We start from the raw sequence: 14120 nt of genomic DNA on the forward strand, positions 1-14120 counted from the left end.
TCGGCCTTTGTTTTTCTGCAACGTCCAAGCACAGCTTATCGATTCTCAATACTTCCGATGTTCTTGAGCTCGATAGAGATGAGGCCGTTGGGCTCGTTGACGAACTCAATGTACTCGGAGTTCGAACCCATCTCGGCCGGGAAGCTGATCTCGATACCCGTGTCGGTACGGATCTTATGATTGCGCACCGCCGCGCGTTCGACCTGCTTGCGCTCCACGGGCACACGCTCAGGCACCTTCTCCTCGGTCAGTGCCGCGCGCACGCTCTCCTTGATGACCGGCTCGTCCTCAAAGACCTCGTCGACGATATCCCAAGGCGGCAGCTCCTCGTCATCCTCGACCTTCTCGGCCACAGCGGCCTTAACCTTTGCGAGCGCCACGGCCGTGTTGGCACCGTGCTCCCCGGCGACTTCCTCGACCACACGCGTCACGGTGTCGATGACCTCCTTGCCCGATACGCCCGTGTCGCACTGCAGCAGGCCATCGGGGATAAGCATACGGTCCTCACCGGCGATCTTGCGTTTCTTGTCCACATAGCCGATCTCCATGGTGCTCGCGCGCACGATGGCATAGCTCGGCACCTTTTGCGAGGGGTTCGGCAGAATGGCGTAGTGGCGCGCGATGTCGTTGCGCACCTCCCCTTCCTCGCGGCCCACTTCGTGCATAAAGGCCTGCTTGGAGCCCAGCAGCATCACGGCAAACCAGCGGGCATCCTCATCGTCGTCAAAATCAGCCACGAGCACGTCGGTGGACTCAGCTTTCTCGGCCTTGGTGAGTTCGGAAGAGATGAACTCCGCAATCTGCTGCGACAGGTCCACGAACTCACGCTCACCAAAGAAATAGCTCTTGAGCTCGCCGCCGAATGCGGAGTTCTCGGCAAACGTGGCACGCTTGTTATCGGCCGAAGTGCGCGCGCGACGCAGATGTGTGGTCACGAAGTTGCGGACAGTACGGCTTTCGATATCCAACTCGCGCTGGCTCATGACGTTGACGGCAGAGTCAAAGTCCAGGATATGCAGAATCGCGTGATTGATTTTCATATACGGCATTCCGTTCTAGATCGATTTCGGCACGAATCAGTATAGCGGTCGAGCCCGCCCCAGGCGCTTCGAAGATTGGTGCATCGGGGACAGGTTGCTTGCACCAATGGTTAGCGCAGGAGCTCGGACTGCCAAGCCTCGAGCTGTTCTGCCAAACTCTTGCCGGCAGCGGGCACGTCGATCTGGGGTCGTTTGGGCAGCAGCGCACACTTAAGAATCGCAACGATGGTCTGCGAGACAAAGCGTCGTGTATCCTCGTCAAAGCCTTGCGCAGCCTGGAGCATCACGGGCAGGCTCTCGCGCAGATTCCCAGCGATATCCGCAAACCGCTCAGCACCCGTAGCCTCAAACACGGAGAACAACGCATCTACAAAACGCTCGCGTTCGCTAGGCGACACTGCAAGCAGCATCTCACGAATGGAACCATCAACGTATCGAGCACCGGCAGACAGGCGCTCACAGTACACGAAGTCGCAACCATCAACCACCCAGCTAAAGGGATTGTGCTGCAGCAGGCTGAACTCGGTGCTCTCAACGATGGCATAGTCCTCCTGTGTCTCGAACATCATGCCAAAGATCGACGACCGAGGTAGCGTCTTGTCGATTCGACCGGAAAGATCGGCAAAGGCGTTGCCGTTCAGAAACTCCTCGACGAAGCCCGGACCATCATGGGAATACGCCCGTTCGATTCGCTCACGGGCGACATCGGAGCACATCGCCGCACCGTACACCGCAAGGTTTCCGCCCTTGGAATGACCTCCGCACAAAAGCGGCCCGTCAATCGCATCCGCCGCCTCGTCCACATAACGCGCCGCGGATTCCTGGGCCGGCACAGGACACCGGAACGCCATGTTAAAATCCTCTTTCCAGCCCACAATCGTGCTGTCGGTCCCCCGGAAGGAAAGATAGCTAAACCCCGCCGGAAACCGGAACGTCATGGCTGCAAACTGCTCCGTCGCCACCATATCGCTCACAGCACGATAGCCGCAAACGTGCACGCCACGGTAGCGAGGACTTGCTGCCACGGCCTCCAGCAAGGCCCTGCTCCCCTCTGGGTCCCACAAGTCGTCAATCATGTCCCGGTAGCACTCGGCACGCAGCAGCTCGCGTACGTCTAGGCCCTGCCAGTTCGTCAGCTCCGCCATATCACCCGGCAAACGCAAATAGGACAACCACGCAAAGACCAGGCTGTCCACCGCGCAGAACGGCCGCTCCTCAAACGGATCAAACGCCGTCTGGGCATAGGTCAAAAAATTAGGCGAATCCGACATGGCCCTCCCATCAACTATGGTGTATTGGGATGGTGCATTGGGGTCAGGTTACTTTGCACCAAAAGGCGCCCGGGCCGTGTGGACCCGGACGCCTTCATTGTAGCTTTTCGCTCTAGCGAGCTTGATTTAGCAGGAGAAATCGACGCTGTCGATGATGTCCTTGAGGGCCTTGGCGGAGACGGTGAGCTCATGCTGCTCGTCATCGTTCAGCGGCACGGGGACGCGGCAGACAACGCCGTCGCGGCCAACGACGGTCGGCATGGAGATGGCAAGATCGGACAGGCCATACTCGCCCACCATGAGCGAGGAGACAGGCAGAACGGTCTGCTCATCGCGCATAACGGCGGTGCAGATGCGCTTGACGGCCATGGCGACGCCATAGTAGGTGGCGTGCTTCTTCTCGATGATGGTGTAGGCGGAGTTCTTGACGTCCTCAGCGATGCGCTTCTCGGCAGCCTCATGCTCCAGGTGGCCGTGAAGCTCACAGAAGGTGTTCAGCGGAACGCCGGCAACCTGAGCGCTGGACCAAGCGACAAACTCGGAGTCGCCGTGCTCGCCCATGACATAGGCCTGGACATCGCGCGGGTCAACCTCGACGTGGGCACCAAGCATCTGCTGCAGACGGCCGGTGTCGAGCACGGTACCGGAACCGATGACGTGGCCCTCGGGCAGGCCGGACATCTTGATGGCGGCGTAGGTCAGAACATCGACCGGGTTGGAGACGATTAGCAGAATGCCGTCGAAGCCGGACTTCTTAATCTCGGGAATAATGGACTTAAAGATGCTGACGTTCTTGTTGACCAGGTCCAGGCGGGTCTCACCGGGCTTCTGGGCAGCGCCAGCGGTGACGACGATCATAGCGGCGTCGGCGACATCGGAATAATCGCCGGCGTAGATCTTCATCGGCTCGGCAAACGTCATGCCGTGCGCGATATCCAGGGCCTCACCCTCGGCGCGGTTCTTGTCCACGTCGATGAGGACCATCTCGGAGAACAGACCGCTCTGCATCAGTGCGAACGCCGAAGACGAACCGACGAAACCGCACCCGACAATAGCGACCTTCTTCTCGTTAACCATTAGAAACTCCCATCTCTCTCCACAAACAAGCCGCCCGGGAACGACCCGAGCGGCTTGCCGTGATCCCAATACATCCAATCGGGACTTTGATTATGCTCCTATTCGCAGCCAAAAATCGACCGTTTACCGAAATTGTTTGCAGAATTCGTAAAATAACTGCACGAAATCGGTTTCGAGCTATTGACGAGCCGAAATAGCTTTCTAATACAGGCCCGCCTCGCGAATGGCCTCGACAGCCAAAGCGATCTGGTCGGGCGGCAAGACCAGCGCCATGCGCACGTGCCCCTCACCCGAAGGACCAAAGCTCGCGCCCGGCGTCACCACAACGCCGGCCTTCTCCATGAGCTCCTCGCAAAACGCCATGGAATCGGTGCGGCCACCGGGAAGCTTGGCCCACACAAACATAGAGCCATGCGCGTTGGGGCGCTCCCAGCCCAGGCCCTCAAGACCGTCGCACAGGGCATCGCGGCGCTCCTGGTACTTCAGACGCTGCGCCTCGACCTCATCGCGCGGACCGTTCAGGCAGGCGATGGCGGCCTTCTGGATCGGGAAGAACATGCCAAAGTCGATCTGGCCGCGCAGCTTGGCAAAGGCCGAGACCACATCCTCGCGACCGACCAAAAAGCCGATGCGGGCACCGGTGACGTTAAACGACTTGGAGAGCGAGAAGAACTCCACGCCCACCTCAAGCGCACCGGGATACTGCAAGAAGCTGCCGCCCGGCTCGCCGTCGAACACGATGTCGGAGTATGCGTTGTCGTGAACGATCAACAGATCATGTTCGCGGGCAAAGGCGATAATCTCCTCGTAGACCTCGGGCGTGCCCACCGAGCCGACCGGGTTCGCAGGCAGCGACACGATCATATACTTGGCACGATCGGCGACCTCGGGGTCGATGCCCGCCACATAGGGCAGGTAATTGTGCTCGGCGACCAGTGGATAGTACTCGAGCTTGGCGTCGGCGATCTTGGCGCCCGCCTCAAAGACCGGATAGCACGGATCGGGAACCAGAATGGTGTCACCCGGATCGAGCAGGGCCAGGCCCAAATGGCCCACGCCCTCCTGCGTGCCGTTGCACGACTGCACCATAGACGGCGTAATGCCCGAAACGCCAAAGCGGCGCTCATAGTAATCGCACACGGCTTGCTTGAGTTCGGGCAGGTCGCGCAGGGCATACTTCCACATCTCGGGATCTTGGGCCGCCTGCGTGAGCGCCTCGACCACGTGGTCGTACGGCTTAAAGTCGGGCGTGCCCACGCTCATGTTGTAAATGGTCTTGCCCTGAGCCTTCAGCGCGAGAAGCTTGTTGTTGAGCGAGGCGAAGACCTCCGCGCCAAAGCGGTCGAGACGCTGCGATGCCTGCATGGTGCCACCTTTCGATATAAAAAACGCAGCGCTCCGACAAGAGCGCCGCGCGATACGGGCCATCAGATTGCAAAAGTGTAACGCTTACAACCCCCGTATTGGTTCAATTTAGCCAACCTTAGTCAACTGGATTGAGCGCGTCGATCTGCGCAAGCCACAGACGCGAGCTAGCGTCACTCGGCATACGCCAATCGCCGCGCGGGCTGAGCGTCACCGAGCCCACCTTGGGACCATCGGGCAGACAGCTGCGCTTAAACTGCTGGGCAAAGAAGCGACGGTAGAACGTACGTAGCCACGTGTGGACGGTCTTGGCGTCGTAGACGCCCTCGAAGCTCTTGAGAGCCATGCGGTAGATCTTGCCCGGCTCAAAGCCAAAACGCAGCAGGTAGTAGAGGAAGTAGTCGTGCAACTCGTACGGGCCCACCAAATCCTCGGTCTTCTGCGCAATCTCGCCGTCGCCCGTGGGCGGCAGAAGCTCGGGGGACACCGGCGTATCGAGGATATCGAGCAAGACCTCGGCAATGCGCCCGCCAAAGACATCGGCGGCATAGCGTACCAGATGGCGCACAAGCGTCTTGGGCACGCTCGCGTTGACGGCGTACATGCTCATGTGGTCGCCGTTATAGGTAGCCCAGCCGAGCGCCAGCTCCGACAGGTCGCCCGTGCCAATGACAAAACCGCCAGCCTGGTTGGCCAAATCCATCAGAATCTGCGTACGCTCGCGCGCCTGGCTGTTCTCGTAGGTCACGTCCTGCACGGTCGGATCATGCTCGATATCCTTAAAGTGCTGCTCCACGGCAGCATGGATCGAGACCTCGCGAAAGCTCACGCCTAGGTCGCGAGCGAGCGACTCGGCATTGGACTTGGTGCGGTGCGTCGTGCCAAAGCCGGGCATGGACACGGCCGTGATACCGGTGCGCGGCAGGCCCAAGGCGTCGAACGCACGCACGGTCACGAGGAGCGCCAGCGTGGAATCGAGGCCGCCCGAAAGGCCGATGACGGCCGCCTTGGTGCCCGTATGGGCAAGGCGGGTCTTGAGGCCGGCGGTCTGCAGGTCGAGGATAGTCTCGCAACGCTCAGCCAGATCACCGTGGTCGGCCGGCACAAAGGGAGCGCGGGGGAAGACTCGGTCGATGTCGAGCGCATCGCGCAGGACAGGTTCTTCGGCCAGTACGCCCTCAAACGAAAACTCAACGGTCGCGGATTCCGGCGCATCGTCGGTGCGCGTCCACGTCGTCGAGCGACGGCGCTCGGCAACCAGGCGGTCAAGGTCAACGTCGGCGATGGCCATATCGCAGGTAAGCAGTTTGGTTGCGGCGAGCTTGGAGTCGTTTTCGTAGACGAGGTTCTCACCCGCAAAGACCATGTCGGTCGTGGACTCGCCCTCGCTCGCGTCCGCGTAGGCATAGGCGCAGTACAGGCGCGCGCTCTGATTGGAGATAAGGCTGCGGCGGTAATCTGCCTTACCGATAATCTCGTCCGAGGCCGACGGGTTGAGAATCACCGTCGCACCGGCAAGCGCCATCTCGGTCGAAGGGGGCGCCGGCACCCACAGGTCCTCGCAGACTTCAACGCCCAGCACCATATCCTCGGCACCCTCATCACAGCAGCGGTAGACAAGCCCCGAACCCAGCGGAACCGGACCCTGACCGGCAAATTCAACCCACACGGGATCCGCAGGCGACGGAGCAAACCAGCGACGCTCATAGAACTCGCCATAGTTGGGCAGATACTTCTTGGCCGTGAGGCCCAAAAGCTCGCCCGCGCAGCACACGGCGGCACAGTTGTAGATATTCTCGGCAACCGCAACGGGAAGACCGATGGTAAAGACGATCGGCAGCTCACGGGTTTCATCGAGGATATGCACCAGAGCAGCCTCGCAGGCATGCAGCAGTGTGCGATTATGGAACAGATCGGCCGCGGTATAGCCAGTCAGATTAAGCTCGGGCAACACCAACGCGCGAACGCCACGCCCGGCAGCATCGCGAACAGCCGCCAGCGCAACCTCGGCATTGCCCTCGACATCCGCCACGCGAATCTGCGGCGACGCCGCCGCCACACGCAAAAAGCCATCAGACTGAGAAAGGTGAAGATTCATAAGAATGCTCCCGTGCGTAGACGCCATTCACAACAATTAGCAAGTCCTATTGTAGTTCAACCGCCGGGTGGAACCGCATCCCACCAACTTGGTGAGCAATTGATGAGTTGATGGTATCTGTTAAATGTCACGTACGATTCACATCTGGTGGGTACCCTGATGGCTACACGAAACGAAGCAGATTTACACCGGGAGGACCCCGTATGACAACCAAGTACACCGACGCGCCGCGCACGCGCGTCATGACGCCGGCATCGCTCAACAACGGCGTACACGAGAACCATTCCATTGGACAGACCATGGCCATCGCGCCCAAAAAGGGCCTGTTCGACGACATTTCCATTCCCCAGATCATCGCCGGCGCCGCAGCTGCCGCCACGAGCGTGGCGCTTGCTTCAAAGATCGGCATTGCCGGCTCGGTGATTGGTGCCGCTGTGAGCTCAGTCATCACTGTTGTGTCCTCGCAGGTCTATCGCCACTTTATCTCCGCCAGCGCCGAAGCAATCAAGGGCACGCATGCCGCTGTCGACTACCCTGCCGGCGCCTACGAGCCCGTTGAGCCCGATGTCGAGGAGCACCTAGGTGGCGCCGCGACCACGCAGGAGATGCGCCAGGTTGCGGGACGCGCGACCACGGCGCGCGTCGCCCCCAACAGTCTGCGCGCCAAGGCGGCGGCAGAGCGCAGCCAGACACAAAAGAAGGTCATCGTCTTCTCGATCGCCATCGCCATCGTCGCGGTCATCGCCTGCGCCGGCGCCATCCTTATCACCACTGCCGGTGAGGGTCTGGGCGAGCGTCCCGAGCCAATCCTGTCGTCGCGCACGACCGAGAGCGATGCAAATGGCAACACTCAGCCGCAGGATCAGCAGGCACAGACGGACGACACGCAAGACAGTCCTACCTCTGCCAATTCGTCCTCGAACACCCAAAACCAATCGCAGGGCACCGATTCCTCTACGGCCAACAGTGGCACGCCGTCCGGCACGACCGACTCAAGCCAAACGACTGACGGTTCACAGCCGAACACGGGAGGCCAGACGAGCGACACTACGTCGGGAACGGGCACGGCAGACAGTAACAACACCAACAGCTCGAGCGGAACCGCTTCCGGCACGGCATCTGACAACTCGAGCCAAGGCACGGCATCGGGCAACTAAGCACGTTTGCCTCTCATAGATAACCGACCTGTACAACGGGCGCGAATCGAAAGCGATTCGCGCCCGTTTGCCTTGGGCGCCGCCATGGCGAACGCCATGCGATGGTAAGATGCTTTACATGTGTAAAGAGGAGATTTGCCATGAGCAAGACAATAGTTAGGCCCACGCTTTCGCTGGGCAACCACATCTATCTGTATCGCCTGCTGCGCGATGCGATTGGATGTGGCAAGCAAACGTTTATGACGCAGGTCGAGGAGGCGCTCGCCGCTGGCGACATGACCGCTTATGACCTGGGCTTCGAGTCCACGCGCGAGCTGCTCGAGGAGCTCGACGACTGCATTAAGCTGACCGTCTTTAAAGGCGGCCGCCTGTATGCCACGGTCATCGCCAACGAGGCCTGGGATGCTGCGCTTGCCAAGGGCGAGGACAAGCCCAAGACCGCCAAGGGCGCCAAGCAGTCCTACAAAAAGAAAAAGCGCGGTGAGAAGGACCTCAAGGCCGTGCGCCCCAAGCACGTTAAGCGTCCCGAGCCCGAAGCCATGGTTGAAGCCGCGCCGGAACCCAAGCCCGAGACAGAGATCGAAGTTGCTATTGAGGTAACGGCAGAAGCCGAAACCGAAACCACCGCCACGACTGATCCCGAAGTCATATCCGAGCAGGAAGCCACTGCGGAGCTCAACGAAGCTCCCAAGTCGACAACCGAAAAAACCGCCGACCAACCCGAGACGCCTTCGTTCCAAAACAGTGATGTCTTTAGCGACGAGGCCGAGGACGATCAGCCCGCCGATCAAGACGCTACCGAGTCGACGCCGAAGCCCGAGACGCCGCAGCCCGCCATCTCGCTCACGGTCGTCTATGACCCCGAGAACGCCAACGCCGGCATCACCACTATGGCATCCACGCCCATCGAAGCAAAGTCGAGCGTCGAGAATGAGAGCGCGATGCAGGTTGAGTTTGAAACTGCAGCTGTAGACGCGCCCGTCACCGTGAAGCCCGCAGATTCCGCAGTTAAGCCGGAACCGGTGCCTGAGCCCGCACCCGTCATCGAATCCGTGCCCACCTCTACTTGCGACCAAGTTCCCGCACCGGCACCGGCTTCGGTACCCGCAGCGGCCCCAACCCCCGCACCCGCAGCGCCCGCCATCCCTGAGGACTTCCCCGTCGATTTCGCAACCGAGGTCTTCTGCCCCGGCCCGCTTCTGCACCAGTTGTCGACCTATCTCCCCTACGGCGCCGACACGCTCGGCATTGTCGGCGAGTACTACTGGATCGCCCGCGAGCGCGGTACCATCGAGGCCGCGCGAAACCGCGCAAACTTCCCCCTGTGCTACACGCAGGCCGGCGAGCGCCGCGAGGTTACCGTGCGCATCCGCCGCAACACCACCGGCGGTCTCGGAGCCGCCTGGGCCATCGACAAGGTCGAAGCCCCGGTCGAGTAAAAAACGGCCTCGGATAGCCAATTGACCATCCGAGGCCGTTTGAATTCAGGCCTTTTAGTTGTCATCGGTGCATATAGACACCAGAGAAGCAAGCTCATCCTCAAGTTGCGGAGCAAAGTATCTAAAAGAAACCTGCGCTCCAGTCGGTATCGACTCAATCATATTCGCAGCATTATCTGAAACTCGGTACGATGCAGTTTCACCTGTCTTCAAATCCTCTATTGAGCAGACAGCGTCTTCAGCATCAATCGACCTAAGCACGCCTTTTCCTTGTAACATCACATCGGCATGCCCGCCAGCTATTTCTAATGAACCTGAGTCTGTCGCAGTCACTTCTCCGGAACCTCCGCGCGATATCTCTTCCTTTGTTGAACAGCCCACCAATGAAGCCATCAGCACCAAAGACAGAGCTAGACGAATCGCCCTACTTCGAAAAAGTCGTTCCATAAGTCCACGCATAATAGCTCTGATCATACTTCAGGAAGGATAAAGATGAATTCCAGCCGTCCGCTATGCCAATCATCTGCCTTGTCTCTCCAGTTTTCTTACCAGTAAGTGTGGCGTAAGCCTCCGCTGTTACAGAATGGGCTGATCCGTTGTACAAACTCGCATGTAAAACATTCGGTCTATTAGAGTTAATCTCATTTTGAATGCTCGCGATAGCCGGAGAGGAGACAGTGCGGGCGATAAGAGTACTTCCTCTGCTTGCGCAGTAATTTGTAAACCCCGTTGCACAGGTTGATATCGGCGTTCCACCCAAAACAACGCCGGGAACAGTCTGTTCTTCATCGGAAAGAGCATGGGTATTGGTGTAATTCCATATCTGCATATATTGCGAAGGGTCGCTATATAAATTGGCAATGCCATACAGTTCCGCAACGTTCGAAAAAGCTGTCACCATACAAGCATAGTGGGCGGTAAGCCTCTTAATCTCGCTTTCATCATATGACATAAACTGAGAAATGGAACGAAATCCAGATACTGTGTAATCCTGCATTTGAGTTGCGTAAATTACAACATCGTTCCAGCTTGAAGGTTTATTCGATAAAACGACAGGCCGTCCTTCTATGGAAACAGCCGGGATTGTTCTTCCGCAATTTGTTGTTATTGAACCGTCCAAAGATTGCACGCCGAATTCGAATGGATTGATCATTACGACTGGGTTATTGAACGAATAAGACTCGACACCAAGATCTCCTCCCCGATCCATAGGGCTGACTAAGCCATCTCCAAAACGATATCCCGTAAGTATTTCATCATCTGAAGCATCTAAAACCAAATAGCCCGCGGCTCTATTGGATGTCACAACCGGAACAATGTAACCAAGCGGGGACCCATCAACATCTACAAAAGGAATAGGGTCAGAAGGCGTATACGAATAGCCGAGGAGTCCCTTTATATATTTATCGGCAAGCTCTTGCGCAATTTCAGAAGTAAATTGTATCTGCTCACCATCAATATTGCCCGTCGAAGCAAAAACCTCTTTCGGACGTGCGGCTAAGGCGACAATTGAAGACGCGACAAGTTGCAGAAAACGACGACGCGAAAGCATATGTTCTTCTTTCTAGAGAAGCGACTTATAAGGTACTCCTATTCTATAATCTTTTTTTAACGTTACAGCACTGGTTATATTTCAATTCGATTTGCTTATGTCCTTGCAACCCAATGCGTCTTTACGTTTTAAACGGAATTAGAAAATCACTCATAGCAAAAACGGGCTTTAATCCCAAAGAGATGACTTTGATTATGAATCAAACCAGCAGCCAGGGCATAGCTGCAGTGCAATCGCTACAAGAAAGGCCGCCCTTGGTGGCGGCCTTTCTACTTGCTACTAGTCGCGCGTCAGCTTGCGGTGGATACGATGCGGCTGGGCTGCGTCCTCGCCCAGGCGCTCGATGCGGTTGGCCTGATAGGCCTCGAAGTTGCCCTCAAACCAATACCAGTTGCCCGGATTCTCGTCGGTGCCCTCCCACGCCAGGATGTGCGTGGCAACGCGGTCCAGGAACATACGGTCATGGCTAATGACCACCGAACAGCCCGGGAACTCGAGCAGCGCCGCCTCGAGCGAGGACAGCGTCTCGACGTCGAGGTCGTTCGTGGGCTCGTCGAGGAGCAGCAGGTTGCCGCCCTGCTTGAGCGTAAGCGCCAAGTTCAGACGGTTGCGCTCGCCACCGGAGAGTACGCCAGCGCGCTTCTGCTGGTCCTGGCCCTTAAAGCCAAAGCTCGCCACGTACGCGCGGCTCGGAACCTCGGTCTCGCCGACCATCATGTGGTCCAGGCCATCCGAGACGACCTCCCACAGGTTCTTGTCGGGGTCGATGCCGGAACGGTTCTGGTCGACGTAAGAGATCTTGACGGTCTCGCCCACCTCGAGCGAGCCCGAAGTCAGCGGCTCCAGGCCCACAATCGTCTTGAACAGCGTGGTCTTACCGACACCGTTGGGGCCGATGACGCCCACGATGCCGTTGCGCGGCAGGGTGAACGAAAGGTCATCGATGAGCACGCGGCCGTCGAACTCCTTGTGCAGGTGATGGGCCTCAAGCACCTTGTTGCCCAGACGCGGGCCCACAGGGATGCGGATGTCGGTCCAGTCGAGTTTCTGGCTTGCGCGGGCCTCGGCCTCCATCTCCTCGTAGCGAGCCAGACGGGCCTTGTTCTTGGCCTGACGGGCCTTGGGCGAGCTGCGCACCCACTCGAGCTCGGCCTCCATGCGCTTGGCGAGCTTGGCGTCGCGGTTGCCCTGCGCCTCGATACGGGCGGCCTTGGTCTCCAGATACGTGGAGTAGTTGCCCTTGTAGGGATAAAGGTGACCGCGGTCGACCTCGCAGATCCACTCGGCAACGTTATCCAGGAAGTAGCGATCGTGCGTGACGGCCAGAACGGCACCCTGGTAGTTGTGCAGGAAGTGCTCGAGCCACAGGATCGACTCGGCGTCCAAGTGGTTCGTGGGCTCGTCGAGTAGCAGCAGGTCGGGAGCTTCGAGCAGCAGCTTGCACAGGGCCACGCGGCGGCGCTCGCCGCCGGAAAGCACGTTGACCGGCATGTCAGAATCGGGCAGCTGCAGGGCGTCCATGGCCTGACCGAGCTTGGAATCGATATCCCAGCCGTCGGCGGCATCGATCTCGTCCTGGAGCTTTCCCATCTCGGCCATGAGGGCGTCCATGTCGCAATCCGGGTCGCACATCTCCTCGCCGATCTTATTGAAGCGATCGACCTTGGCGATCATATCGCCAAATGCCATGCGCACGTTCTCGATGACGGTCTTGTCGTCGTCGAGCGGCGGCTCCTGCTGCAGGATACCCACAGTGTAGCCGGGGGTGAGCCTGGCATCGCCGTTGGAGACCTCCTCGATGCCGGCCATAATCTTGAGCAGGGTCGACTTACCCATGCCGTTGGGACCCACGACGCCGATCTTGGCACCGGGGTAGAAGCTCAGGGTCACGTCGTCAAGGATTACCTTGTCGCCATGGGCCTTGCGAGCCTGATACATCTGGTAGATAAACTCCGCCATATGTCTGTTCTATCCTTTCTACCTGCTGTTTCCCTATTCTTGATTCGCTTTAGTGGAAACGAAATGAGAAAACCAGCTCTGAAACGTAACGAAAAAGGGGCATGGTTGCCCACACCCCCTAATACTACCTGGGAAAAGTCCCCCGGAACATACTATGAACTGCGTACGCTAGTTTTCCGCAACCTTAACGAGCGGCTCGCTGCGATTTGCGCCACAACAGATACGAGTAGACGTAGACGGCTCCAACCGAACCAAACGCCAGAACCGCAATCACCGCGGCGACGACTTCACTCGAAAGCACGCTGCCTGCCACGCCCATCACAATCAGGCCAATACCCAGCACCATAAAGCAGGCGCCGCCAAAACGCTGCGTACGGCGCCAGTTCTCGGGATCGGCAAGCGCCCAGGGTGTCTTGATACCGAGCGTATAGTTCTGCTTCACACGCGGCAAGTAGTTGCCTGCGCCGATGAACAGCAAACCGACAACACCGGAAATCAGCACGTTAACCGAACCGACCGCCGGCACCACGCCCCAGACCGTAAGCTCTCCCAGCCAGCTTATGGCGCACATGAACAAGGTGAAGGCGATTACGAAGCCCTGGTAGAACTTGCCCGAGGTTCGATATGCCTCACCTTTGGGGTCGATGCGCGGCACCATGCGGAACATTGCGAGAAGCGCCAGAGGCAGCACGCCGAGCGCGGAGGCCATCCAGCTAGGACCCCAACCGTCGACGGCGCCGTTCGCGCCCCAGTGCGTGGGAATCTGCGTAGGCAAGCTCGGCATCACCATGAGGTGCGCTACGACATTGGCGACGCACAGAGCGACCAGCGCAATCCACACGCGCGACGATACCCCCGTGGGGTGAATGCCCTTGTTTTCGTTATTCATCCTTATCACCTTCAGTGTTTGTAAAGCCCATAAACCAGCCAATTAAATCCTGCATGACGGTGGTGTTTAAGCTGTATACGATGTTTTGGCCATGGCGCTCGTCGGTCACCAACCCGGCGTTTTTGAGCGTCGCCAAGTGATGGCTCAGCGACGGCTTACTGATATCAAAATGCTCGGCAAGCTCCCCCGCCGTGCAATTGTCCTCGCGCAGCAACTCCAAAATGCGCCGTCGCGTTGGATCGGCAAGCGCCTTAAAACCCTCTCCCGGCATAA

The 14120-nt window shown here is 58.6% G+C and carries 12 protein-coding genes; 2 read left to right on the forward strand and 10 right to left on the reverse strand.

Features of this window, described 5'->3' with window-relative positions; all coding sequences use genetic code 11:
- Nucleotides 1-35 precede the first annotated feature (35 nt).
- The 5 genes from AAAV44_RS06595 to AAAV44_RS06615 all read right to left on the reverse strand — a co-directional run bounded on the left by AAAV44_RS06595 (nt 36) and on the right by AAAV44_RS06615 (nt 6851).
- Entirely contained in the window at nt 36-1040 is a 1005-nt protein-coding gene (locus AAAV44_RS06595; protein WP_195503303.1) for a nucleoid-associated protein, read from the reverse strand.
- A gap of 110 nt (nt 1041-1150) precedes the next feature.
- The gene (locus AAAV44_RS06600) at nt 1151-2311 is read right to left on the reverse strand and encodes a DUF2974 domain-containing protein (protein WP_349115096.1); all 1161 of its coding nucleotides are present in this window, start codon (nt 2309-2311) and stop codon (nt 1151-1153) included.
- A gap of 126 nt (nt 2312-2437) precedes the next feature.
- Nucleotides 2438-3388 (reverse strand): L-lactate dehydrogenase, encoded by a 951-nt coding sequence (locus tag AAAV44_RS06605; RefSeq protein WP_022094138.1) that lies wholly within the window; start codon nt 3386-3388, stop codon nt 2438-2440.
- Nucleotides 3389-3589: 201 nt separating this feature from the next.
- Nucleotides 3590-4753: an aminotransferase class I/II-fold pyridoxal phosphate-dependent enzyme gene (locus AAAV44_RS06610; RefSeq protein ID WP_006234344.1), complete on the reverse strand. Its 1164-nt coding sequence runs from the start codon at nt 4751-4753 to the stop codon at nt 3590-3592.
- A gap of 118 nt (nt 4754-4871) precedes the next feature.
- On the reverse strand, nt 4872-6851 hold the full coding sequence (locus tag AAAV44_RS06615) for an NAD(+) synthase (protein WP_349115097.1): 1980 nt from the start codon (nt 6849-6851) through the stop codon (nt 4872-4874).
- Between the two features lie 203 nt (nt 6852-7054).
- Here AAAV44_RS06615 and AAAV44_RS06620 point away from each other — a divergent pair, with 203 nt between their 5' ends.
- Both AAAV44_RS06620 and AAAV44_RS06625 read left to right on the forward strand, forming a co-directional pair.
- The gene (locus AAAV44_RS06620) at nt 7055-8008 is read left to right on the forward strand and encodes a hypothetical protein (RefSeq protein WP_260699863.1); all 954 of its coding nucleotides are present in this window, start codon (nt 7055-7057) and stop codon (nt 8006-8008) included.
- Between the two features lie 140 nt (nt 8009-8148).
- The gene (locus tag AAAV44_RS06625) at nt 8149-9447 is read left to right on the forward strand and encodes a hypothetical protein (protein WP_349115098.1); all 1299 of its coding nucleotides are present in this window, start codon (nt 8149-8151) and stop codon (nt 9445-9447) included.
- Nucleotides 9448-9501: 54 nt separating this feature from the next.
- On the opposite strand, the gene AAAV44_RS06630 is transcribed toward AAAV44_RS06625, so the two are convergent.
- From AAAV44_RS06630 to AAAV44_RS06650, 5 genes are all read right to left on the reverse strand, one after another.
- Nucleotides 9502-9840, reverse strand: coding sequence for a hypothetical protein (locus AAAV44_RS06630; protein WP_196022586.1), 339 nt, complete (start codon nt 9838-9840; stop codon nt 9502-9504).
- A 31-nt stretch (nt 9841-9871) separates the two neighbouring features.
- Nucleotides 9872-10999, reverse strand: a complete 1128-nt coding sequence (locus AAAV44_RS06635; RefSeq protein WP_148345610.1) for a hypothetical protein — start codon at nt 10997-10999, stop codon at nt 9872-9874.
- 279 nt (nt 11000-11278) lie between these two features.
- Nucleotides 11279-12958, reverse strand: a complete 1680-nt coding sequence (gene ettA, locus AAAV44_RS06640) for an energy-dependent translational throttle protein EttA (RefSeq protein ID WP_349115100.1) — start codon at nt 12956-12958, stop codon at nt 11279-11281.
- 184 nt (nt 12959-13142) lie between these two features.
- Nucleotides 13143-13847: an SdpI family protein gene (locus tag AAAV44_RS06645; protein ID WP_349115101.1), complete on the reverse strand. Its 705-nt coding sequence runs from the start codon at nt 13845-13847 to the stop codon at nt 13143-13145.
- Entirely contained in the window at nt 13840-14118 is a 279-nt protein-coding gene (locus tag AAAV44_RS06650) for an autorepressor SdpR family transcription factor (protein WP_260699858.1), read from the reverse strand. Before AAAV44_RS06650 ends, AAAV44_RS06645 begins: the two co-directional genes overlap by 8 nt.
- Nucleotides 14119-14120 lie beyond the last annotated feature (2 nt).

It is taken from the genome of Collinsella sp. CLA-AP-H1 (assembly GCF_040092945.1).
Classification (GTDB): domain Bacteria; phylum Actinomycetota; class Coriobacteriia; order Coriobacteriales; family Coriobacteriaceae; genus Collinsella.

What these genes read in the sequence shown, in the direction of transcription:
- AAAV44_RS06595 (WP_195503303.1), bottom strand. Translation starts at nt 1,040, where the DNA reads ATGAAAATCAATCACGCGATTCTGCATATCCTGGACTTTGACTCTGCC.
- AAAV44_RS06600 (WP_349115096.1), bottom strand. Translation starts at nt 2,311, where the DNA reads ATGTCGGATTCGCCTAATTTTTTGACCTATGCCCAGACGGCGTTTGAT.
- AAAV44_RS06605 (WP_022094138.1), bottom strand. Translation starts at nt 3,388, where the DNA reads ATGGTTAACGAGAAGAAGGTCGCTATTGTCGGGTGCGGTTTCGTCGGT.
- AAAV44_RS06610 (WP_006234344.1), bottom strand. Translation starts at nt 4,753, where the DNA reads ATGCAGGCATCGCAGCGTCTCGACCGCTTTGGCGCGGAGGTCTTCGCC.
- AAAV44_RS06615 (WP_349115097.1), bottom strand. Translation starts at nt 6,851, where the DNA reads ATGAATCTTCACCTTTCTCAGTCTGATGGCTTTTTGCGTGTGGCGGCG.
- AAAV44_RS06620 (WP_260699863.1), top strand. Translation starts at nt 7,055, where the DNA reads ATGACAACCAAGTACACCGACGCGCCGCGCACGCGCGTCATGACGCCG.
- AAAV44_RS06625 (WP_349115098.1), top strand. Translation starts at nt 8,149, where the DNA reads ATGAGCAAGACAATAGTTAGGCCCACGCTTTCGCTGGGCAACCACATC.
- AAAV44_RS06630 (WP_196022586.1), bottom strand. Translation starts at nt 9,840, where the DNA reads ATGGCTTCATTGGTGGGCTGTTCAACAAAGGAAGAGATATCGCGCGGA.
- AAAV44_RS06635 (WP_148345610.1), bottom strand. Translation starts at nt 10,999, where the DNA reads ATGCTTTCGCGTCGTCGTTTTCTGCAACTTGTCGCGTCTTCAATTGTC.
- ettA (WP_349115100.1), bottom strand. Translation starts at nt 12,958, where the DNA reads ATGGCGGAGTTTATCTACCAGATGTATCAGGCTCGCAAGGCCCATGGC.
- AAAV44_RS06645 (WP_349115101.1), bottom strand. Translation starts at nt 13,847, where the DNA reads ATGAATAACGAAAACAAGGGCATTCACCCCACGGGGGTATCGTCGCGC.
- AAAV44_RS06650 (WP_260699858.1), bottom strand. Translation starts at nt 14,118, where the DNA reads ATGCCGGGAGAGGGTTTTAAGGCGCTTGCCGATCCAACGCGACGGCGC.